The 16106-nt window shown below is 63.0% G+C and carries 17 protein-coding genes; 6 read left to right on the top strand and 11 right to left on the bottom strand.

Going from position 1 to position 16106, the window contains the following annotated elements:
- Nucleotides 1–97 precede the first annotated feature (97 nt).
- Together P0Y58_09045 and cysK are read right to left on the bottom strand one after the other, a co-directional pair.
- A complete protein-coding gene (locus P0Y58_09045; GenBank protein ID WEK32320.1) occupies nucleotides 98–1033 on the bottom strand; it encodes an aspartyl/asparaginyl beta-hydroxylase domain-containing protein in 936 nt (311 codons plus the stop codon).
- Between the two features lie 171 nt (nucleotides 1034–1204).
- Nucleotides 1205–2179 (bottom strand): cysteine synthase A, encoded by a 975-nt coding sequence (cysK, locus tag P0Y58_09040; GenBank protein WEK32319.1) that lies wholly within the window; start codon nucleotides 2177–2179, stop codon nucleotides 1205–1207.
- 134 nt (nucleotides 2180–2313) lie between these two features.
- Between cysK and P0Y58_09035 the strand changes: the two genes are divergently transcribed.
- The 3 genes from P0Y58_09035 to P0Y58_09025 all read left to right on the top strand — a co-directional run bounded on the left by P0Y58_09035 (nucleotide 2314) and on the right by P0Y58_09025 (nucleotide 5644).
- Complete coding sequence (locus P0Y58_09035; GenBank protein WEK32318.1) at nucleotides 2314–3387, top strand: DUF748 domain-containing protein; 1074 nt, start codon at nucleotides 2314–2316, stop codon at nucleotides 3385–3387.
- 220 nt (nucleotides 3388–3607) lie between these two features.
- A complete protein-coding gene (locus P0Y58_09030) occupies nucleotides 3608–4453 on the top strand; it encodes a MoxR family ATPase (protein WEK32317.1) in 846 nt (281 codons plus the stop codon).
- 12 nt (nucleotides 4454–4465) lie between these two features.
- Nucleotides 4466–5644, top strand: a complete 1179-nt coding sequence (locus P0Y58_09025) for a VWA domain-containing protein (GenBank protein WEK32316.1) — start codon at nucleotides 4466–4468, stop codon at nucleotides 5642–5644.
- A gap of 114 nt (nucleotides 5645–5758) precedes the next feature.
- Here the strand turns inward: P0Y58_09025 and P0Y58_09020 are convergent, their stop codons facing one another.
- From P0Y58_09020 to P0Y58_08995, 6 genes are read right to left on the bottom strand one after another with little or no spacing between them, the layout of a single operon-like run.
- A complete protein-coding gene (locus P0Y58_09020; protein WEK32315.1) occupies nucleotides 5759–6676 on the bottom strand; it encodes a biotin-dependent carboxyltransferase family protein in 918 nt (305 codons plus the stop codon).
- Complete coding sequence (pxpB, locus tag P0Y58_09015; GenBank protein WEK32314.1) at nucleotides 6673–7359, bottom strand: 5-oxoprolinase subunit PxpB; 687 nt, start codon at nucleotides 7357–7359, stop codon at nucleotides 6673–6675. Before pxpB ends, P0Y58_09020 begins: the two co-directional genes overlap by 4 nt.
- Nucleotides 7356–8135, bottom strand: coding sequence for a LamB/YcsF family protein (locus tag P0Y58_09010; GenBank protein ID WEK32313.1), 780 nt, complete (start codon nucleotides 8133–8135; stop codon nucleotides 7356–7358). Before P0Y58_09010 ends, pxpB begins: the two co-directional genes overlap by 4 nt.
- 44 nt (nucleotides 8136–8179) lie before the next feature.
- Complete coding sequence (locus P0Y58_09005; GenBank protein WEK32312.1) at nucleotides 8180–8701, bottom strand: DUF2937 family protein; 522 nt, start codon at nucleotides 8699–8701, stop codon at nucleotides 8180–8182.
- Nucleotides 8702–8710: 9 nt separating this feature from the next.
- The gene (locus tag P0Y58_09000; protein ID WEK32311.1) at nucleotides 8711–9484 is read right to left on the bottom strand and encodes a class II glutamine amidotransferase; all 774 of its coding nucleotides are present in this window, start codon (nucleotides 9482–9484) and stop codon (nucleotides 8711–8713) included.
- Nucleotides 9485–9501: 17 nt separating this feature from the next.
- A complete protein-coding gene (locus P0Y58_08995; GenBank protein ID WEK32310.1) occupies nucleotides 9502–9999 on the bottom strand; it encodes an MFS transporter in 498 nt (165 codons plus the stop codon).
- A gap of 92 nt (nucleotides 10000–10091) precedes the next feature.
- Between P0Y58_08995 and P0Y58_08990 the strand changes: the two genes are divergently transcribed.
- Complete coding sequence (locus P0Y58_08990; protein ID WEK32309.1) at nucleotides 10092–12134, top strand: S9 family peptidase; 2043 nt, start codon at nucleotides 10092–10094, stop codon at nucleotides 12132–12134.
- A gap of 138 nt (nucleotides 12135–12272) precedes the next feature.
- Here P0Y58_08990 and P0Y58_08985 read toward each other — a convergent pair whose 3' ends face one another.
- Complete coding sequence (locus P0Y58_08985) at nucleotides 12273–12551, bottom strand: hypothetical protein (GenBank protein ID WEK32308.1); 279 nt, start codon at nucleotides 12549–12551, stop codon at nucleotides 12273–12275.
- Nucleotides 12552–12683: 132 nt separating this feature from the next.
- Between P0Y58_08985 and P0Y58_08980 the strand changes: the two genes are divergently transcribed.
- Nucleotides 12684–13055, top strand: coding sequence for a YajD family HNH nuclease (locus P0Y58_08980; GenBank protein ID WEK32307.1), 372 nt, complete (start codon nucleotides 12684–12686; stop codon nucleotides 13053–13055).
- 71 nt (nucleotides 13056–13126) lie between these two features.
- On the top strand, nucleotides 13127–13597 hold the full coding sequence (locus tag P0Y58_08975) for an RNA methyltransferase (GenBank protein ID WEK32306.1): 471 nt from the start codon (nucleotides 13127–13129) through the stop codon (nucleotides 13595–13597).
- A 73-nt stretch (nucleotides 13598–13670) separates the two neighbouring features.
- Here the strand turns inward: P0Y58_08975 and P0Y58_08970 are convergent, their stop codons facing one another.
- Nucleotides 13671–15161 carry an aldehyde dehydrogenase gene (locus tag P0Y58_08970; protein WEK32305.1) on the bottom strand — a complete coding sequence of 497 codons (1491 nt, stop codon included), beginning with the start codon at nucleotides 15159–15161 and terminating at the stop codon, nucleotides 13671–13673.
- A gap of 13 nt (nucleotides 15162–15174) precedes the next feature.
- A complete protein-coding gene (locus P0Y58_08965) occupies nucleotides 15175–16068 on the bottom strand; it encodes a dihydrodipicolinate synthase family protein (protein ID WEK32304.1) in 894 nt (297 codons plus the stop codon).
- Between the last annotated feature and the right edge of the window lie 38 nt (nucleotides 16069–16106).

Raw genomic sequence — 16106 nt, 5'->3', positions numbered from 1 at the left:
AAGATAAGTGTTTCGGAATATAGCGGTGAATTCTGAGTTGGGCAATAGCAGGCCCGGCCTCTTCGCGGGCACGCCCGCGAAGAGGCCAGTCCTGCTCTCAGAACAGCCAGCGGTAAAGCAAAAACGCCACCACCACAGCCAGCACCGGCCGCAGCACGCGGTAAGCCTTGGGGTTGGCGCGCTTGAACTTCTTCACATGGCCGCTAATCTTGTTGCTGAAGCGCTTGCTCCACGCATACGCCTGGTTGATACCGCCCACACGCTCGTCATCGGTGTTCTGCGGCGCGGTAGCACGGCCGAGGAAGGCGCTGACCTTGCGGTTGATGCGGGTCATCAGCGGGCTGCTCAGCGGGCGCTCGATGTCGCAGAACAGGATGACACGGGTAACGTCGGTCTCGTTCTTGACCCAGTGCACGTAGGTTTCGTCGAACATCACATCTTCGCCGTCACGCCAGGCGTATTCCTCGCCATCGACGTAGATGCGGCAAGCATCGGAGTTCGGCGTGGAAAGGCCCAGGTGGTAGCGCAGCGACCCGGCGAACGGGTCACGGTGCGGGTTCAGGTGGCTGCCGCCGGGCAACAGGGCGAACATCGCGCCCTTGACGTTGGGGATGCTGCTGACCAGCTCGACGGTGCGCGGGCACAGGGCTTCAGCCGATGGCAGCGGTTTGTCGTACCACTTCAGGTAAAAACGCTTCCAGCCCTTCTTGAAGAACGAACCGAACCCGGCGTCGTTGTCCTTTTCGGCTGCGCGAATGTAACCCTCGTCGAACAGGCGCATGGCCTCTTCACGAATGTCTTGCCAGTTGTCCTTCAGTACGTCCAGTTCAGGAAAGCGCTGGCGGTCCAGGTAGGGCTTGGACGGCACGCCGGAAAACAGGTACATCAGGGCGTTGTAGGGGGCGAACAGCGCCGAATGGTTGACGAACTGGCGCAACACCGGCAGGCGAGCCTTGCCGCGCAGATGCACGAAAAGCACACTGCCGAAAAACACCAGCAGGACACCCGCCTTGGCTGCAAAGGAAAAGGTCATGCTTCACTCCTTGGAAAGGAGACAGGGCTGCGCAGCCTGGCTCCTGAAAATCATCCTGCCATCATAAACCGATCCCGCCGCAGTAAAAACAACCTAGGCAGGACCGTATTCATGAAGATTTTGCAATAATCCACGCCGGCAAACGTTGAGCCGGGTCAGCGGCAAGGCCGATTACTGCTGGTTTTCCTGCTCGCTGAACAGGTCGCTGAACAGCATGCTCGACAGATAGCGCTCGCCCGAATCGGGCAAAATTACGACGATGGTCTTACCCTGCATTTCGGGTTTTTCGGCCAGGCGCACCGCGGCGGCCATTGCCGCACCACACGAAATACCGCAAAGGATGCCCTCTTCCTGCATCAGGCGAATGGCCATGGCCTTGGACTCTTCGTCGGTCACCGTTTCTACTTGGTCGACAATCGACAGGTCGAGGTTTTTCGGCACGAAGCCGGCGCCGATGCCTTGAATCTTGTGCGGGCTGGGCTTGAGCTCCTCGCCGGCCAGGGTCTGGGTGATCAGCGGCGATGCCACGGGCTCCACAGCCACCGACAAAATTGCCTTGCCCTGGGTGTGCTTGATGTAGCGCGACACCCCGGTGATGGTGCCGCCGGTGCCCACGCCCGCCACCAGCACATCGACTGCGCCGTCAGTGTCGTTCCAGATTTCCGGCCCGGTGGTTTTTTCGTGGATGGCCGGGTTGGCCGGGTTTTCGAACTGGCCCGGCAGGAAGTACTGGGCCGGGTCGGAAGCGACAATTTCGTTGGCCTTCTCGATGGCGCCCTTCATGCCTTTGGCCGGTTCGGTCAGCACCAGTTCGGCGCCCAGTGCCTTCAACACCTTGCGCCGCTCCAGGCTCATGGAGGCGGGCATGGTCAGCATCAGCTTGTAGCCACGGGCGGCGGCGACGAAGGCCAGGCCGATACCGGTGTTGCCCGAGGTCGGCTCGACAATGGTCATGCCAGGCTTGAGTTTGCCGCTGCTTTCTGCGTCCCAGACCATGTTCGCGCCAATGCGGCATTTGACCGAGTAGCCCGGGTTGCGCCCTTCGATCTTGGCCAGGATGGTGACGCCACGCGGGGCGATGCGGTTGATCTGCACCAGCGGCGTGTTACCGATGGAATGGGCGTTGTCTGCAAAGATACGGCTCATGGCAGGGGTCCTTGGCATGATAAACAGCAGGGAAAGACCTCAAGGGTAAGCCCCGGCCGGTGGCCCGTAAAGCCTGTTCGAACTCGGCTGGGCGCGTTGCGGTCAACCGCACATCCCGCCTTGGAGACGCCCCGATGAGAGCCCGTTACCGTTGGCCGCTGATCGGCCTGGGCAGCCTGATCGTGCTGCTGGTAGCCCTGCACCTCGCCCTGCCCTACCTGGTACGCGACTACCTGAACGACAAACTGGCCGACATGGGCGATTATCGTGGCCAGGTGGCCGACGTGGACCTGGCCTGGTGGCGCGGCGCGTACCAGATCAACGGGCTGAAGATCGTCAAGACCAGCGGCAAGGTGCCAGTACCGTTTCTCGACGCACCGCTGATCGACCTTTCGGTAAGCTGGCATTCGCTGTGGTCCGACAGGGCCGTGGTGGCCGAGGTGGCATTCGTGCGCCCGCAGCTTAATTTCGTCGACGGTGGCAGCAAACAGGCATCGCAGACAGGCCGGGGCACCGACTGGCGCCAACAATTGGAAAAGCTGCTGCCCATCACCCTCAACGAAGTGCGTATCGACAACGGCGTGCTGACCTTCCGCAACTTCAACTCCAAACCACCGGTCGACCTCAAGGCCACCCGGCTGAACGCCAGCATCCGCAACCTGACCAACGTTCGCGACAAGAAAGGCCGTCGCGACGCCAGCTTCGAAGGTACTGCACTGATCGCAGGCGATGCGAAGGTAGAAAGCCGCGCCACCTTCGACCCGTTCAGTGATTTCGATGACTTCGAATTCAGGCTTCGTGCCACCGGCATCGAGCTGCGCAAACTGAACGATTTCGCCAGCGCCTATGGCAAGTTCGACTTCAACGCCGGGCACGGGGATGTGGTTATCGAAGCGCAGGCGGAAAACGGCCGGCTGAATGGGTACATAAAACCGCTGCTGCGTGATGTGGATGTCTTCGACTGGCAGCAGGACGTAAAGGAAAAGGACAAGGGTTTCTTCCGTTCGGTATGGGAGGCAGTCGTAGGGGCTACCGAGACGGTGCTGAAGAACCAGCCAAAAAACCAGTTCGCCACCCGTGTGGAACTCAGTGGCAGTGTGCGCAAGCAGGATATCAGCGCCTTCGAGGCGCTCTTGCAGATCCTGCGCAACGGGTTTATCCAGGCGTTCAATGCGCGGTATGAACGAGGAACGCCGGATTCCGACTGAGACCGCGTGACGCGGCATTCATGGACTGAATGCCCGGTCTGCGTTTGCAGCCACTCAACCCCGCGTTATAGTCGGTACAGAATCGAATACAGGTGTTGGGCCTTTCGCGGGCACGCCCGCTCCCACAGGTAACCCACAGATCCAGAGATGTGTGCAATACCTGTGGGAGCGGGCGTGCCCGCGAAGAGGCCCTGACAGGCATACAGCAGAGGACAGACCCATGAAGTTCGAAGGCACCCGCGACTACGTCGCCACAGACGACCTGAAACTGGCGGTAAACGCGGCCATCACCCTCGAACGCCCGCTGCTGGTCAAGGGCGAGCCCGGCACTGGCAAGACCATGCTCGCCGAGCAACTGGCGGCCTCGTTCGGTGCGCGCCTGATCACCTGGCACATCAAGTCGACCACCAAGGCCCACCAGGGTTTGTACGAGTACGACGCGGTCAGCCGCCTGCGCGACTCGCAACTGGGCACTGAGAAAGTTCACGACATACGCAACTACTTGAAGAAGGGCAAGCTCTGGGAAGCCTTCGAGGCGGACGAGCGGGTCATCCTGCTGATCGACGAAATCGACAAGGCCGATATCGAGTTCCCCAACGACCTGTTGCAAGAGTTGGACAAGATGGAGTTCTACGTCTACGAAATCGACGAGACCATCAAGGCCAAACAACGCCCGATCATCATCATTACCTCCAACAACGAAAAAGAGCTGCCGGACGCCTTCCTGCGCCGCTGCTTCTTCCACTACATCGCCTTCCCCGACCGCAGCACGCTGCAGCAGATTGTCGACGTGCATTACCCGAACATCAGCCAGTCGCTGGTCAGCGAGGCGCTGGATGTGTTCTTCGACGTGCGCAAGGTGCCGGGCCTGAAGAAAAAGCCCTCCACCTCCGAGCTGGTCGACTGGCTCAAGCTGCTGATGGCCGACAACATTGGTGAAGCCGTGCTCCGTGAACGCGACCCGACCAAGGCCATCCCGCCGCTGGCCGGCGCGCTGGTGAAGAACGAGCAAGACGTGCAGCTGCTGGAGCGCCTGGCCTTCATGAGCCGGCGCGGCAACCGCTGACAGGAGCCGGCCATGCTGCTCAACCTGTTCAATGAAATGCGCGCGGCCAAGGTGCCGGTGTCGGTTCGTGAGTTGCTGGACCTGCACCAGGCCCTGCAAAAGCATGTGGTGTTCGCCGACATGGACGAATTCTACTACCTGGCCCGCGCCATCCTGGTGAAGGACGAACGCCATTTCGACAAGTTCGACCGGGCCTTCGCCGCCTACTTCAAGGGCCTGGAAAACCTCGACCGGCACATCGAGGCGCTGATCCCCGAAGACTGGCTGCGCAAGGAGTTCGAGCGCTCGCTCACGGATGAAGAACGTGCGCAGATCCAGTCCCTGGGTGGCCTGGACAAGCTGATCGAGGCATTCAAGCAGCGCCTTGAAGAGCAGAAAGAACGCCACGCCGGCGGCAACAAGTGGATTGGCACCGGCGGTACCAGCCCGTTCGGCTCGGGTGGGTTCAACCCCGAAGGCATCCGCGTGGGCGAGGCTGGCAAGCGCCAGGGCAAGGCGGTGAAGGTGTGGGACCAGCGCGAGTACAAGAACCTCGACGACCAGGTGGAACTGGGCACGCGCAACATCAAGCTGGCCCTGCGCCGGCTGCGCAAGTTCGCCCGTGAAGGCGCCGCCGAAGAGCTGGATATCGACGGCACCATCGACCACACCGCGCGCGACGCCGGCTTGCTGAATATCCAGATGCGCCCCGAGCGGCGCAACACGGTGAAACTGCTGTTGCTGTTCGACATCGGCGGCTCGATGGACGCCCACGTAAAGGTCTGCGAGGAGCTGTTCTCGGCCTGCAAAACCGAATTCAAGCACCTGGAGTACTACTACTTCCACAATTGCGTCTACGAGTCGGTGTGGAAGAACAACCTGCGGCGCACGTCTGAGCGCTACTCCACGTTCGATTTGCTGCACAAGTACGGCGACGACTACAAGGTGATCTTCGTCGGCGATGCGGCCATGGCGCCCTACGAAATCACCCAGCCGGGTGGCAGCGTGGAGCACTGGAACGAAGAGGCCGGGTATGTGTGGATACAGCGCTTCATGGAGAAATTCAGGAAGATCATCTGGATCAACCCGTACCCCAAGCAGGCCTGGGACTACACCGCGTCGACCCATTTGGTGCGGGATTTGATCGAGGACAAGATGTATCCGCTGACCTTGCAGGGGTTGGAGGAAGGCATGCGCTACCTGTCCAAGTGATGTTGCCTGTGCTGGCCTCTTCGCGGGCTCGCCCGCTCCCACAGGTACCCCACAGTCCTTGAAGTTTGTGGTGTACCTGTGGGAGCGGGCGAGCCCGCGAAAGGGCCAGCGGCCTTACACCCAACGGCCCAGGTAAAGCTGCTGCTCCCGCCAGGCCTCATCCTGCACCACCGCCCTGAACCGCACCGCTGCCCCCGGCATGCACTGCGCCAGTTGCGCCAGCGCCAGCGGTGTCAACGCCCCCAGCCGCGGATACCCGCCAATGGTCTGCCGGTCATTGAGCAACACAATCGGCTGCCCGTCCGGTGGCACCTGCACCGCCCCCAGTGGTATCCCTTCAGAAATCATCGGCGCGCCTTGGTAAACCAACTGCGGCCCCAGCAAGCGGATGCCCATGCGGTCGGCCCGGCTATCCAGCGTCCAGTCACTGTTGAATGCTTCAAACAGGCTGAGACCGCTGAAATCACCAATCTGCGCGCCCATCACCAGGTCGAGAACGGGCTTTTGTGCGTACGTAGGCCGCAACGTTTCCGGCACCTCACGCAAACTGAGTGCTGCACCCGCGAAAGCCAGTAGCTGGCCCTTGGCAAGCGCAGCGCCACGGCCATCGATCCCGCCCAGCGCTTCGCGAACGACCGTGGCACTACTGCCCAGCACATCTTCGGCCTGGAACCCGCCGGCTGCTGCCAGATAGGCCCGCACACCCTGCCTTTGCTGTTTCAGGGTGAACCGCTGCCCTTTACCCAAGGCAAAGCTGCGCCAAGGCGCCATCGGCTTATCATCAATCCGCGCATCCAGGTCGGCACCCGCCAGCGCAAGCACACAATCCTGCTCGGCCACCACGGTAAAGCCACCCAGCGCCACCTCGACCACCGGCGCCCCCAACGGGTTGCCCAGCAGCCAGTTGGCCCAGTGCATTGCCAACCAGTCCAGTGCCCCGCCCTGGGTCACGCCCAGGTGACGCACGCCAAAGCGGCCAGCATCCTGTAACTGGCACAGCGGCGTACTGGCCTCGATCTTCAATTGCTTCATCCTTGCGCCTCCGCATCACCGCCCAGGGCCAGGAATTCGCTGCGCGAAACCGCCACGAAGCGCACCCGGTCGCCAGGTTGCAACAGGCTGTAGCCGTCACGTTCGCGGTCGAACAAACGCACCGGCGTGCGCCCGATCAAGTTCCAGCCACCCGGCGATACCGCCGGATAAGCTGCCGTCTGGCGCTCAGCGATGCCCACGCTACCCGCCGCCACCCGCTTGCGCGGGGTGCTCAGGCGCGGGCTGGCCAGGCGTTCGTCCACCAGGCCCATAAAGCCGAAACCGGGGGCGAAGCCCAAAGCGAATACCGGGTAGTCGCGCTCGCTGTGCAAGCGGATGACATCGGCTTCACTCAAGCCGCTGCGGGCCGCCAGAACGGGCAGCTCCGGGCCGACGCTGGCGTCATACCAGACTGGAATCTCATGACGCCGACCACCGCTGCCGGCGTCTGGCTGCAAACCGTCCAGCGCCTGGGTGATCAGCACCCTCGCCTCGCCTGGCGGCAGATCGAACTGCAGCATCAGCGTGGTGTAAGACGGCACCAGGTCAAGCAGATGCTGGCCAAACGCAGCGCTCAAGCGTTGGCTGGCGGCGAGCATCCATGCCATGTTGGCCTCGTCGATACGGTCGAACAGGCGCACCATCAGGCTGTCGATGGCGACCACTTCGATACGGGCCTTCATCGTGCCTCCAGCGCGTCGAGCGCCTGGCGTATCTGCCGCACCGCGGCTACCGAACTGTCGTTGTCGCCATGCACGCAGAGCGTGCTGGCCTGCAGGCGCAGGGCGCTGCCATCGTCCGCTACCAGGGTGTCGCCACGGGCCAGGCGCACGGCCTGCTCCACCACCAGAGCCGGGTCGTGATGCACCGCGCCAGGCAGTCGGCGCGACACCAGGTGGCCGCTGGCAGTGTAAGCCCGGTCGGCAAACGCCTCGAACCACAGCGGCACACCGACTTCATCGCCCAGCGCCTGGGCAGCAAGGTTGTCGGCAGTGGCCATGAGCATCAGCGGCAGGTTGCTGTCGTAGGCCGCCACGGCCTCCAGCACCGTGCGTAGCTTGAGCGGGTCGGCCATCATGTCGTTGTACAGCGCGCCATGAGGTTTCACATAGGCCACGCGACCCCCCAGCACCTTGCAGATGCCCTCCAGCGCGCCGATCTGGTAGTGCAGCAAGTCGCGGATTTCTTCAGGGCTGCAGGCCATGGAGCGGCGGCCGAAGCCGACCAGGTCCGGGTAGGCAGGGTGCGCGCCGATGGTCACCCCGTGCTCCAGCGCCAGGGCTACGGTGCGGCGCATGATGCCGGGGTCGCCAGCATGGTAGCCACAGGCGATGTTGGCGCAATCGATATAGGGCATCACCTCGGCGTCCAGGCCCATGCGCCAGCTGCCGAAACTCTCGCCCATGTCGCAATTGAGTAGCAGGCGTTCCACCTCGCGGTCTCCGTTGTTGTCGGTCATAGGCATACCTTTGCGCGATGCACAGATTGACGGGGCCGCTCAGTCTATCGCCAGCTCTCTTTCACAACACGGCGACGCCCACCCAGGATCACCCAGCCAACGCCCAACAACAGGCTTTCGACAACAAACGCCAGAACAAACCCTGCGCCAACACCCCAGCCAATGGCCTCGGGCACCAGCAGTATCTGGTAGCTGTAGCTGTTGAGGGTTTCTTCGCGCAACTGCGGGTCAGCCTGTACCAGCACATGCCAGGTACGCTGGGCCCATGGCCCTTGCAGTGCCTGCCATTCGTTTTCCAGCAGTTCGTTGCGGATCATCATGCTTTCGATGCTGTTGGCATCACTGTTGAACACCGGGTCATCGCTGCTGCGGTAGTGCTGCAGCAGCGCCTGCAAGTCGCCCTTGAAAAAGCGCTCGGCCGTTTGCCGGAACCCATCAAGCGCCTCGCGCGACTCGAACAGGTGCGCCTCGACCCGCTGGCTATAGTCCTTGACCAGCCCCGGAACCTGGATACCGGCCAGCAGGCCGAAGGTGAACAGCAGCAACCGCAGGTAACTTCTGAACATGCAGCGTCCTTAGCTCTGGCCGTGGGCCACGCACTCGCCGTGCCGCCACAGGGCCCATTGACCCGGCTCGTAACGGTGCCAGGTCTCGTTCTCGGTCAAGGCCTCGGTGGCGATCACCGTGACCACGTCGTTGGGGGTGGTTTCGGTATGAAAATCGACGATCAGGTCGACATCCTTCAAGCGCGCGGCACCAAACGGCGCCCGGCGGGTAATGTGCACCAGCTTGGTCGAGCAGAAGCAGAACAGCCAGTCGCCATCGCTGAGCATGCAGTTGAACACGCCCTGGCCACGGTAGCCGGCACAGGCTTCGACCAGCACCGGCAGCAGCTGCTCCACCGGCACCGGCTCGGGGAAGGCACTGCGGATGCGGTTGAGCAAGTCGCAGAACGCCGCTTCGCTGTCGGTGTCGCCCACCGGCCGGTAGAAGCTGGTCTGCCCCTTGAAATCGCCCAGTTGGCCGTTGTGCGCGAAGCACCAGTTGCGGCCCCACATCTCCCGCACGAACGGGTGGGTGTTGGACAGGCACACCCGGCCGACGTTGGCCTGGCGGATATGGCCGATCACCACTTCGCTCTTGATCGGGTAGCGCTGCACCAGGTTGGCCACTTCCGACTCGCTGCTTGCAGCCGGGTCCTGGAACAGACGCAGGCCGCGGCCTTCGTAGAAGCCGATGCCCCAGCCATCACGGTGCGGGCCGGTGCGGCCACCGCGCTGCATCAGGCCGGTGAAGCTGAAAACGATGTCGGTGGGGACGTTGGCACTCATGCCTAGCAGTTCGCACACAGGCGGGTCTCCTGCGCTTACAGACGGGGCTCGACCCGGCCATTGCCGCGCGGGGCGGCAGGGCGTGGGTCGTCGCGGTAACGGTCGCCGCGCTCGGCGGCCAAGGGGGCTTGCCCGGCAATCTGGTTATCTTCGTCCGCCTGGCGCTTGGCGGCGGCCTCGGCTTGCGCACGGCGTTCAAGGGCGCGCTTTTCCAGCGGCCAGCGCAGCAGCACGAAGAGGAAATACAGGCCAAAGGCAATCATGCCGTACATAGCAAAGTCGGACACCGCACGCCAGGCGTTATTGCCGACCTTGAAGGCGACATCCAGGGCGGTGATGGCGATGGCCGGGGCGAAGCTGTCCTTGACCGGGTCGACCACGGTAGGGGTCAGCAGCAGCACGGCCAGCACCACCCGCAGCGGTTCGCGCAGCCAGCGCCACATCCAGCCGGTGAGCTTGAAGCCCACCAGCAGGCAGCCCAAGGCGGCCACGGCGTACAGGCCCCAGGCGAAGGTGTAGTCGTTCTCGGTCATGGTGTTCGTGCAAGCCAGGCAAAGAGATGCCTATGATAAACACTTTTCCGGGCGCAGACAGTGTTTGCCTGTCCCTAGCCAAGAGATCACCAATGCCCAACAAGCCTCAGCCGCCCATCGCCCACGCCGACAATGCTGCCGACCCGTACGCCTGGCTGCAACAGCGCGACACCCCCGAGGTGCTCGCCTACCTGCAAGCCGAGAACGCCTACCAGGAAGCCTGCCTGGCCGACCAGGCACCGTTGCGCGAGCAGTTGTTCGAAGAGATCAAGGGCCGCATCCAGGAAACCGACCTGTCGCTGCCGTCTCCCTGGGGCCCTTACCTCTACTACACCCGCACCACCGCTGGCGATGAGTACCCACGCCACTACCGTTGCCCGCGCCCGGCCGATGACAGCAACATCGTCGATGAGAGCCAGGAGCAGCTGCTGCTCGATCCCAACGCCTTGGCCAATGGCGGCTTCCTGTCGCTGGGGGCGTTCAACGTCAGCCCTGACCACCGCCTGCTGGCCTACAGCCTCGACACCAGCGGCGATGAAATCTACGCGCTTTACGTCAAGGACCTGGCCACTGGCAACATCACCGCCTTGCCCTTCGACGACTGCGACGGCAGCCTGACCTGGGCCAACGACAGCCAGACACTGTTCTTCGCAGAGCTGGACGATACCCACCGGCCTTGGCGCCTGCGCCGCCACACCCTGGGCAGCGACGCTGCGCAGAGCGTGTTCGAAGAGCCCGACGGGCGCTTCTTCCTGCACTGCTACCGCACCAGCTCCGAGCGCCAGCTGGTGCTGCTGCTGAACAGCAAGACCACCAGCGAGGCCTGGGTACTGGACGCCGAAACCCCGCAGGCGCCGTTCACCTGCCTGGCGCCGCGTGTCGAAGGCCATGAATACTTCCCCGACCATGGCCAGCTCGATGGCGAGTGGCGCTGGTTCATCCGCACCAACCAGGACGGTATCAACTTCGCCCTGTACCACGCTCCGGTCACTCCCGTGCCCAGCCGTGAACAATGGCAGGTGCTGGCGGCACACCGCGATGCGATCATGCTCGAAGGCCTCAGCCTGAATGCCGGCGCCTTGACCCTGAGCCTGCGCGAAGGCGGCCTGCCGATCATCGAGGTGCGCCCGCAAGGCCTGCCGGCCTACCGCGTGGAGCTCCCCGACGCCGCCTACAGCCTGTACGTGCAGGACAGCCTGGAATTCGCCAGCACGCGCGTACGCCTGCGCTATGAAGCGCTCAACCGCCCAGCCCAGGTGCGCCAGCTGGAGCTGGCCACCGGTGCCCAGGCCGTGCTCAAGCAAACCCCGGTACTAGGTGCGTTCGATGCCGATGACTATGTGAGCGAGCGCCTGTGGGCAACTGCAGCGGACGGGACCCAAGTGCCTATCAGCCTGGTGCGTCGTCGCCAGGACCTGGGCAAACCCGTGCCGCTGTACCTGTACGGTTACGGCGCCTACGGCGAAAGCCTCGACCCGTGGTTCTCGCATGCGCGCCTCAGCCTGCTGGAACGCGGCGTAGGTTTTGCCATCGCCCATGTGCGTGGCGGCGGCGAACTGGGCGAAGCCTGGTACCGCGCCGGCAAGCAGGAACACAAACCCAACACCTTCAGCGACTTCATCGCCTGCGCCGAGCACCTGATCGCCGAGGGCGTGACCGCTGCCGAGCGGCTGGCCATCAGCGGCGGCAGCGCCGGCGGCCTGCTGATAGGGGCGGTACTCAACCTGCGCCCCGAGCTGTTCCGCTGTGCGATTGCGGAAGTGCCGTTCGTCGACGTGCTCAACACCATGCTCGACCCCGAGCTGCCGCTGACCGTGACCGAGTACGACGAATGGGGCAACCCTGAGGCGCCAGAGGTGTATGAGCGGATCAAGGCGTATGCACCGTACGAGAACGTGAAAGCCCAGGCCTACCCGGCGATGCTGGTGGTGGCGGGCTACAACGACAGCCGCGTGCAGTACTGGGAAGCGGCGAAGTGGGTGGCGCGGTTACGTACGCACAAGACCGACAGCAACCTGCTGCTGCTCAAGACCGAGATGGGCGCTGGGCATGGCGGGATGAGCGGGCGGTATCAGGGGTTGAAGGATGTGGCCCTGGAGTATGCGTTCGTGTTTGGTGAGTTGGGTGTAGCGTAAGACCCGAGTCGAGCATCCACGCGATCTCTGTGGGAGCGGGCTTGTCCCGCGAATGGGGCTACGCGGTGCATGGCACCGGCTTCGCCGGTGTTCGCGGGGCAAGCCCGCTCCCACAGGATTGGTGCAGGCCGCCAGTACTCAATCGTCAACCACTGCCGGCTTCGCAGGCTCCGGCCGCAACCCCGGCAATGGTTGATCCTTAGGCGGCCCGGGCAACGGCATCGGTGGCAGCAGCGGCGCCCCTGGCTGGCTGTCGTAGGCCTTGGGCGGCGAGCTGGGGGTAATCTGCGGGTATGGCGTGGGCGTGGGCGTACCCGGTGCACCCGGCACCGGTGTAGTGAGACGGGGTGGCGTGCTGGCAGCTTCGGCCATGGGCAGGCCAGCCATCAGCAGCGCGGTGAGGATCGCGTGAAACATCTGCAACCTCCTGTCGGGAACCTCCCTACAGGCTACGCCTAAATCAAAGCTTTCGCCTGTCCGCCTGCCCTGCAAGCGCGCTAGACTCAATGACATAACCGTCATTTGCCTGATCAGAACAAAGGAAACACCATGAGCTCCACGTCTTCCGCCGCCGCCACCGCGCGCCTCGACCGCATCCTGGCCGATGCCAAGCGTGACAAGGAAATGGGCTACCGCGACAAGGCCCTGAGAATGTACCCGCACGTCTGCGGCCGTTGTGCCCGCGAATTCGCTGGCAAGCGCCTGAGCGAGCTGACCGTGCACCACCGTGACCACAACCACGACAACAACCCGCAGGACGGCTCCAACTGGGAGCTGCTGTGCCTGTATTGCCACGACAACGAGCACTCGCGCTACACCGACCAGCAGTACTTCACCGAGGGTTCCCTGAGCACCCCGAGCATCGCCAAGGCCACGCACAACCCGTTCGCCGCGCTGGCCGGCATGCTGAAGAAAGACTGACCATCGATTCGGCCCCCGCTGCTGCCGGGCAGCCCGTATAATCGCGCTTTTTTCGCGAAGGGCCCCGGTACGTGGCAAACAAACGATACAGCTGCATCGGCCTGTTCAACCCCAAGTCGGCAGAAAACGTCGGCTCGGTGATGCGCGCCGCGGGCTGCTATGGCGTCAATTCGGTGTTCTACACCGGCAAACGCTACGAACGCGCGCGTGACTTTGTCACCGACACCAAGCGCGTGCACTACGACATTCCGCTGATCGGCATCGATGATCTGCAGCGCATCATCCCGCTAGGCTGTACCCCGGTGGCAGTGGAACTGGTGGAAGGGGCGCGGCCGCTACCGGAATATACCCACCCGGATCGGGCCATCTACATCTTTGGGCCCGAGGATGGCTCGTTGAGCGAAGAGGTGCGGGCTTGGTGCGAAGAGACCATCTACATCCCCACCGTGGGTTGCATGAACCTGGCGGCGACGGTGAATGTGGTGCTGTATGACCGTTTGGCCAAAGGGCTGAACACCCGCTCCGGGCCGAAATTCAAGTAACTAAAAGGCCGCCCTGCTTACACAAGGCGGCCAGGTGCCGAACTCCGTCAGAACAGCACCGGTCTTGCTCAGATCACGAAGCGTTGATCCAGATGGTCTTCAGCTCCGTGTATTGGTCATGGGCCCAGATGGACTTGTCGCGCCCACCAAAGCCAGACTCTTTGTAGCCACCGAACGGCGTGGTGACATCACCTTCGCCGAAGCAGTTGACCGTGACCACGCCCGCGCGGATTTCACGCGACAGGCGCAGCGCATTGCGCAGGCTGCCGGTGTAGGCCGAAGCCGCCAGGCCGTAGATGGTGTCGTTGGCCAGCTCGATGGCTTCATCGATGGTTTCGAAGCTGGTCACGCTCAGCACCGGGCCAAAAATCTCTTCGATGAACAGCTTGTTGTCGCGGCCAACGTTGTCGACGATAGTCGGCTGAATGAACACACCTTGTTCGGCCTCGCCACCCTGGACGACGTCGAGCTTCTGCTCGGCTGCGTATTCCAGGTACGACTTGACCTTCTCGAAGTGCGACTTGCTGACCATGGCGCCCAGGCGGTTTTCCGGGTCGAGCGGGTCGCCCAGTTTCCAGTCTTTCAGGTGCTTGCCGATCAAGCTCAACAGCTCGTCTTTGACGTCTTTGTGAACGATCAGGCGCGAGGAAGCAGAGCAGTTTTCACCCATGTTCCAGAACGCACCGGCAGTGACGAACTCGGCCACTTCGTTCAAGTCTTCGCAGTCGTTCATGACCACGGCCGGGTTCTTGCCACCCAGCTCCAGCACGATGCGCTTGAGGTTGGACTCGGCGGCGTATTTCAGGAACAGGCGGCCGGTATCGGTAGAACCGGTGAAGCTGACCATCGGGATGTCCATGTGGCGGCCAATGGCCTCGCCCACTTCACGGCCACCACCCGGCACCAGGTTGAACACACCAGCTGGAATGCCTGCCTCGTGGGCCAGTTCGGCCACGCGCAGGGCGCTGAGGGTGGTTTCCTTGGCCGGCTTGACCACGATCGAGCAACCGGCGGCCAGCGAAGGAGCAATCTTCCAGGCCAGCATCAGCAGCGGGAAGTTCCACGGCAGCACCAGGCCGACCACGCCAATGGCTTCACGCACCACCATGGTCACGGCAGCATTGCCGGTCGGGGCAGTGGCGTCGTAGATCTTGTCGATCAGCTCGGCATGCCAGCGGATGGTGTGGATGGTTTCCGGCACGTCGACGTTCTGGCACTCGCTGACCGGTTTGCCGCTGTCCAGCGCTTCCAGCACCGCCAGCTCATGGGCGTTGTCTTCCAGCAACTGGGCGAACTTCTGCAGCACATGCTTGCGGTCGTTCGGCTGCATCTTCGACCAGGTGCCTTCTTCGAACACGCGCTTGGCAGCGGCCACGGCGACGTTCACGTCGTTGACGTCGCAAGCGGCGACTTCTGCCAGCTGCTTGCCGGTGGCCGGGTTGGTGGTGACGAAGGTGCGGCCGGAGATGGCATCGCGGAATTCACCGTCGATGAACGCCTGGGTGCGCGGTTGCAGTTCGGCGGCGATGGCCGCGTATTGTTCCTTGCTCAGCAATTCAGCCATTTTTCCGGCCTCCTTATTTGATCTGGGCGATGGTGGCTTTCAGTTCGGTGACCACGCGCTTGAGCTCTTGCTTCTCGGCGTCGTCCAGGTCGTACAGCGGCTTGCGCACGCCGCCGGTCTTCAGGCCGTTCAGGGCCACGCCGTTCTTGATGGCCTGGACGAACTTGCCACCTTCAAGGAAGTCCATCAGCGGCATCATGGCAGCCATGATCTTGCGGCCTTTGGCGAAGTCCTTCTCGATCACGCAAGCCTCGTACAGGGCCACATGCTCACGCGGGATGAAGTTGGAGCCGGCGCAGACCCAGCTCTGGGCGCCCCAGGCGAAGAACTCCAGAGCCTGATCGTCCCAGCCGCACGACAGCTGGATGTTCGGGCGATGGATGGCCAGGCGGTGCAGTTGGGCCATGTCGCCGGAGCTTTCCTTGATGGCGACGATGTTCTTCACATCAGCCACGGCATCGAAAAACTCTTCGCCCATGCTCACGCTCATGCGCCCTGGGTAGTTGTAGAGCATGATCGGCAGGCCGGCAGCGGCGTCGACCGCTTTGACGTGCAGGGCGATTTCCTGCTGGGTTGGCAGCGCGTATGGCGGGGTGCCGACCAGCAGCGCGTCAGCCTTGATTTCCTTGGCGTGCTGGGCGAAAGCCACGGCGTCTTCGGTGCGGATGCCGCCGGTGCCGACGATCAGCGGCAGGCGGCCGTTGAGTACGTCCTTGGCCTGGGCGGCCAGCTCGATGCGCTCCTGAGTGGTGTGGGCGTAGTACTCGCCGGTTGAGCCACCAATGATGACGCCATGGATTTTCGATTCGACCAGGTATTCGAGGACCTCGGCGAACGCCGCCTTGTCGATCGAGCCGTCCGCAGCCAGCGGAGTGATTGCCGGGGTGTAGATGCCTTCGAATTTCACGGTAGGTTCTCCAGTGCGTTGCTCAGTGTTGAAGGCCG

Source organism: Candidatus Pseudomonas phytovorans, assembly GCA_029202525.1.
GTDB lineage: Bacteria > Pseudomonadota > Gammaproteobacteria > Pseudomonadales > Pseudomonadaceae > Aquipseudomonas > Aquipseudomonas phytovorans.
The sequence above is the reverse complement of the archived record's forward strand: the minus strand, read 5'-3'. Positions and strand labels throughout refer to the sequence as shown.

What these genes read in the sequence shown, in the direction of transcription:
- P0Y58_09045 (WEK32320.1), bottom strand. Translation starts at nt 1,033, where the DNA reads ATGACCTTTTCCTTTGCAGCCAAGGCGGGTGTCCTGCTGGTGTTTTTC.
- cysK (WEK32319.1), bottom strand. Translation starts at nt 2,179, where the DNA reads ATGAGCCGTATCTTTGCAGACAACGCCCATTCCATCGGTAACACGCCG.
- P0Y58_09035 (WEK32318.1), top strand. Translation starts at nt 2,314, where the DNA reads ATGAGAGCCCGTTACCGTTGGCCGCTGATCGGCCTGGGCAGCCTGATC.
- P0Y58_09030 (WEK32317.1), top strand. Translation starts at nt 3,608, where the DNA reads ATGAAGTTCGAAGGCACCCGCGACTACGTCGCCACAGACGACCTGAAA.
- P0Y58_09025 (WEK32316.1), top strand. Translation starts at nt 4,466, where the DNA reads ATGCTGCTCAACCTGTTCAATGAAATGCGCGCGGCCAAGGTGCCGGTG.
- P0Y58_09020 (WEK32315.1), bottom strand. Translation starts at nt 6,676, where the DNA reads ATGAAGCAATTGAAGATCGAGGCCAGTACGCCGCTGTGCCAGTTACAG.
- pxpB (WEK32314.1), bottom strand. Translation starts at nt 7,359, where the DNA reads ATGAAGGCCCGTATCGAAGTGGTCGCCATCGACAGCCTGATGGTGCGC.
- P0Y58_09010 (WEK32313.1), bottom strand. Translation starts at nt 8,135, where the DNA reads ATGACCGACAACAACGGAGACCGCGAGGTGGAACGCCTGCTACTCAAT.
- P0Y58_09005 (WEK32312.1), bottom strand. Translation starts at nt 8,701, where the DNA reads ATGTTCAGAAGTTACCTGCGGTTGCTGCTGTTCACCTTCGGCCTGCTG.
- P0Y58_08995 (WEK32310.1), bottom strand. Translation starts at nt 9,999, where the DNA reads ATGACCGAGAACGACTACACCTTCGCCTGGGGCCTGTACGCCGTGGCC.
- P0Y58_08990 (WEK32309.1), top strand. Translation starts at nt 10,092, where the DNA reads ATGCCCAACAAGCCTCAGCCGCCCATCGCCCACGCCGACAATGCTGCC.
- P0Y58_08985 (WEK32308.1), bottom strand. Translation starts at nt 12,551, where the DNA reads ATGTTTCACGCGATCCTCACCGCGCTGCTGATGGCTGGCCTGCCCATG.
- P0Y58_08980 (WEK32307.1), top strand. Translation starts at nt 12,684, where the DNA reads ATGAGCTCCACGTCTTCCGCCGCCGCCACCGCGCGCCTCGACCGCATC.
- P0Y58_08970 (WEK32305.1), bottom strand. Translation starts at nt 15,161, where the DNA reads ATGGCTGAATTGCTGAGCAAGGAACAATACGCGGCCATCGCCGCCGAA.